The 4,467-nt window shown below is 66.6% G+C and carries 4 protein-coding genes; all 4 read right to left on the minus strand.

Features of this window, described 5'->3' with window-relative positions; translation table 11 throughout:
• Nucleotides 1-62: 62 nt before the first annotated feature.
• Entirely contained in the window at nt 63-1,088 is a 1,026-nt protein-coding gene (locus tag N5E02_RS20150) for a MoxR family ATPase (protein ID WP_005418911.1), read from the minus strand.
• Nucleotides 1,089-1,261: 173 nt separating this feature from the next.
• A complete protein-coding gene (locus N5E02_RS20155; protein ID WP_065185316.1) occupies nt 1,262-3,232 on the minus strand; it encodes a type IV pilus secretin PilQ family protein in 1,971 nt (656 codons plus the stop codon).
• 21 nt (nt 3,233-3,253) lie between these two features.
• Nucleotides 3,254-3,787: a pilus assembly protein PilP gene (locus N5E02_RS20160; protein WP_005418914.1), complete on the minus strand. Its 534-nt coding sequence runs from the start codon at nt 3,785-3,787 to the stop codon at nt 3,254-3,256.
• Complete coding sequence (gene pilO / locus N5E02_RS20165; RefSeq protein ID WP_057493352.1) at nt 3,787-4,443, minus strand: type 4a pilus biogenesis protein PilO; 657 nt, start codon at nt 4,441-4,443, stop codon at nt 3,787-3,789. The genes N5E02_RS20160 and pilO overlap by 1 nt, the downstream gene beginning before the upstream one ends.
• Nucleotides 4,444-4,467: the final 24 nt, after the last annotated feature.

A 4,467-nucleotide genomic window follows, 5' to 3' on the forward strand; every position in this document is an offset into this window, starting at 1 on the left:
CAGCCCGTCACCTTCGAGCGCAGACGGTGCCTGTTCCACGGATGGATCGGTCATGCGCAGGCTCAGGGTGCCGGCACCCGGGCCAGCAGCTCCTGCACCAGGCGCTCGCCGTCCCAGCCTTCGGCGGTGGCTTCATAGCTGGGCAGCACGCGATGGCGCAGCACGTCGGCGGCGACCGCGCGCACGTCGTCGGGCGTGACGAAGTCACGGCCAGCCAACCACGCCCGCGCGCGGGCGCAGCGTTCCAGTGCGATGGAACCGCGCGGGCTTGCCCCCCATGCGATGCGGCGGCCGAGGCCGGCGTCGTAGCGCGATGGATCACGCGAGGCCAGCACCAGTTCGATCAGGTAGCGCTCCAGTGCCGGTGCCATGTGCAGGTCCAGCACTTCGCGGCGGGCGTCGAACACGTCCTGCATCGGCATCTTGTCTGGCGCCGGCGCGGCCTCGCCCAATGCACCACGGGCACGCTCACGGGCCAGCCGCAGGATCTCCGATTCGGCGGCCTGGTCCGGGTAACCGATGCGCACATGCATCAGGAAGCGGTCCAGCTGCGCTTCCGGCAGCGGGAACGTGCCTTCCTGCTCGATCGGGTTCTGCGTGGCCATCACCAGGAACAGCGGCGGCAGCGCATAGGTATGGCGGCCGACCGTGACCTGGCGCTCGCCCATGGCTTCCAGCAGCGCCGACTGCACCTTGGCCGGCGCACGGTTGATCTCGTCGGCCAGCAGGATCGGGTGGAAGATCGGGCCAGGCACGAACTCGAAGCGGCCCTCCTGAGGGCGCCAGATCTCGGTGCCGGTGAGGTCGGCCGGCAGCAGGTCGGGGGTGAACTGCACGCGGGCAAAGTCTGCTTCCAGGCGCGAGGCCAGTGCACGGATCGCCGTGGTCTTGGCCAGGCCCGGCGCGCCCTCCACCAGCAGGTGGCCGTCGGCCAGCAACGCGATCAGCAGGCGTTCGACCAGGGCCGCCTGGCCGACGATCTCGGTCGACAACGCATCGCGCAGCTGGGTGAATGCCGCATGCAGGCGGGAGGTTGCCGGCGCGGGCGGCGGCGAGACAGTTTCGGGCATCGGCGGTGGCAGGTTCATGGGGGCCTTTGACCGGCGCAGGACGGCACGGGTTCCCGACATCATCGCAGGGTGCCTTGCGATTGGCATCAAGAACGGCTGAACAGCGCATCCGCGCATGGCGTGGATCTACCGGCGGAAACGAGGAAGGGCCGCACAGGGCGGCCCTTCTTCGAAGACTTCGGAGCGGTGGCTCAGTTCTGCTTGGCCACGCGCAGCACCTTCGGGGTGACGAACACCAGCAGTTCGGCCTTGTCCTTGTTGCGGCCGCGCTTCTTGAACAGGTTGCCCAGGAACGGCACGTCGCCCAGGAACGGCACCTTGCTGATGCTGTTGCGATCGGTGAACTCGTAGACACCACCGATCACCACGGTCTGCCCGTCCTCGACCAGCACCGCGGTATTGACTTCGCGGCGGTTGATCGACGGCACCGTGCCGTAGCCCTCCAGCTGGATCAGCTGGTCGACTTCGTCCTTCTTCACCTGCATGTTGAGGAACACGCGGTTGTCGTTGGTGATGGTCGGAGTGACCTTCAGCTCCAGCACCACTTCCTTGAACTGCACGTTCGGCGTCGCCACGCCGCCAGCGGTACCACCGCTGATGGTGACGTAACCGATCTCCTTGCCCTGCTTGATCATCGCTTCGCGCTGGTTGGTGGTGACCACGCGCGGGTTGGAGATCACCTCGCCTCGCGATTCCTGCTGCATGGCCGACAGTTCCACGTCCAGCAGGTAGCCGGCATTGAGGATCGACAGTGCCAGCGAACCCGGGTTGCTGGCGGCGGCCACCGGCAGGTTCCAGTTCAGGCCACGGGTGATCGCCGAGCCGGACTTCACCGGCGGCGGGCCGACCCGGCCACCGGCTTCCCAGTCACGCTCGGCCTTGGCGTTGGCCAGGTCGGTCGTCACCTGCGACTCACGGGTCTTGGCGTTGGCATCCAGGCTGCCGCTGAAGTACACGTTGTCGCGGCTGCCGCTGACACCGAACTTCGCACCCAGTTCGCGGGCGAAGGTATCGGTGGCGATGACGATGCGGCTTTCGATCAGCACCTGGTCGACCGGGCGGTCGATCACGTTGATCAGCTCGCGCATGCGCGCGATCTTCTTCGGGATGTCGCTGATCATCAGCGTGTTGGTGCGCTCGTCGGCCACGATGCGGCCGCGCGAGGACAGGAAGCCACTGTCTTCCTGCGACGAGCTGCCCGAACCACCACCGCTGCCACCACCGCCACTGCCACCGATGCCCTTGGCCTCGGTCAGCGCTTTGAAGATCTGCGTGGCGCTGTGGTAGTTGATCTGGATGTAGTCGGTCTGCAGGTCTTCGCGGTTCTCGATGGCGATGCGCGCGTCTTCCTTCTCCTGCTCGAACTTGGCCAGTTCAGCCTGCGGCGCCACCCAGATCACGCTGCCATCGCGACGCTTGTCCAGGCCCTTGGCGCGCAGGACGATGTCCAGCGCCTGGTCCCACGGCACATTGACCAGGCGCAGGGTCACATTGCCCTGCACCGAGTCGGACGCAACCACGTTCAGGTTGGACTCCTCGGCGATCAACTGCAGCACGGTGCGCACCGGCACGTCCTGGAAGTTGAAGGTCACCGGCTTGCCGGTGAAACCACGCTGGCCGACGGCCTTGGCCGCCTGGGTGACGCTGCCGGCGGTGACCGCGCCGACGGCGGCCGGGGCCTGCCGCGGGCTGATCTCGACCACGTACTCATTGCCGCTCTGGTAGGCCAGCGACTCCACGGCACCCCCGGTGCTCAGCACCAGCTGGGTACCGGCACCGGACGGTTTGGCGTCGATGCGCTGTACCGGCGTGGCGAAGTCGGTGACGTTCATCGGCTTCTGCAGGTTGGCCGGCAGTCGGGCATTGCCGACGTCGACCACGACGCTGTTGCCCTGCGTGCGCAGGTCAGGGATCGCGCCCTGCCCGTCGAACTGCACGATCAGGCGCCCGGCGCCGTCATCGCCACGCTTGAAATCGATCTTGGCCACCGACAGGCCTGCCGGCGCAGCGGCCGGTGCCACGGTGGCGCCCACCGGTTTTTCCGCCGGTGCGGCAGCCAGCGCCGGAGCGCAGGCCAGCATCAGCGCGACTCCCAGCGCGCTGACACGGTTCAAGGTAGAGCGCCGGATGGGACGCAGCCCCTTGGCTTGGTGAAAGGTCATCGTGCTATCCCCAGTAAACGATCATTGATCTTCAAGCGAGAGCGTTGCCGGCCGTTCCAGCCAGCCACCCGCGCCATCCGGCACCAGTTCGATCAGCTCCACGCGGTCTTCGAAGACCGCCGTGACCCGCCCGTCGCTCTGCCCCAGGTAACCGCCCGGGCGAACCCGGTAGGTGACCTTGTCCGGCCCCATCACCAGCGCCACGGTGCCTGCACCGGTACCGATGGTGCCGACCATGTCCAGCGCATCCAGCGGGAAGCCTTCCAACGGCTCCTTGCGCCGGTTCGGGTCCGGTCGCAATCCGCCGTTCCCCTGCTGCGGATTGGTCCAGGCATCGGTGAACGGATCGCGCATGCCCTGCGCGGAGTATTCAAAGGTCTCGAACTGCTGCATCACCGGCAGCGGCTCCAGCGGTTGCGCCGGTCGCGCGCGCTCGCCTTCCACCCACTTCTCAAGGTTCGGTGCGTCGCCGGGCGTGCTGGTCACGCCACGGCCGCAACCGGCCAGCAGCAGTACAGCCAGCACCATCGCACCACGTACGGTCTGCGCGCGCATCACTTCTTGCCCTCCTTGCCAGCGTCGGCCGCCTGCTGCGCCTGCACTTCGGTCTCGTCCAGGTAACGGTAGGTCTTGACCGTACCGGACAGTTCCAGTGCACCGCTGCGGACGTTGCCGCCGGTCTTTTCCTTGGGCTTGAGGTTGATGTCATGCATGGTCAGGATCACCACCCGCGGCAACGAGGCCACGCCACTGACGAATGCGCCGAACTGGTGGTAACTGCCCACCATGCGCAGCTTGATCGGCTTCTCGGCGTAGAACTCCTTGATCTGCTCCTGCTCCGGCTCGAACAGCTCGTTGGTCAGGCCGCTGGACAGCGCGGTCTGCGAGATGTCGATGATCAGGTCGGGCATTTCGGTCTTGCTCGGCAGCTGCCGCAGCATCTGCTGCAGCACCTGCTCCATCTGCGCCAGCTGCTGCTTCAGCGGCCCCAGGTTCACCGCGCGTTCCTGCTGCTTGGTGAACTCGGCGCGCAGCTCGACTTCCTTCGATTCCAGGCCGGCCAGTTCTTCGCGCTTGCCGCTGATCAGCAGCATCCACGCCACGAACATGATGACCAGCGCCAGCAACGAGCAGAAGACGATCTTGGCCTTCTGCGGCCAGTTGCCGATGTCGTTGAAATCCAGGTTCTTGATATCGATCTTCTGGCTCATGCGCGGTCCCCCTGCAGCAGCGCA

Source organism: Stenotrophomonas sp. GD03777, from assembly GCF_029842485.1.
GTDB classification, from domain to species: Bacteria; Pseudomonadota; Gammaproteobacteria; order Xanthomonadales; family Xanthomonadaceae; genus Stenotrophomonas; species Stenotrophomonas sepilia.

Coding starts and splice junctions, on each gene's coding strand:
- N5E02_RS20150 (WP_005418911.1), bottom strand. CDS start 1,088: ATGAACCTGCCACCGCCGATGCCCGAAACTGTCTCGCCGCCGCCCGCG.
- pilO (WP_057493352.1), bottom strand. CDS start 4,443: ATGAGCCAGAAGATCGATATCAAGAACCTGGATTTCAACGACATCGGC.
- N5E02_RS20155 (WP_065185316.1), bottom strand. CDS start 3,232: ATGACCTTTCACCAAGCCAAGGGGCTGCGTCCCATCCGGCGCTCTACC.
- N5E02_RS20160 (WP_005418914.1), bottom strand. CDS start 3,787: ATGCGCGCGCAGACCGTACGTGGTGCGATGGTGCTGGCTGTACTGCTG.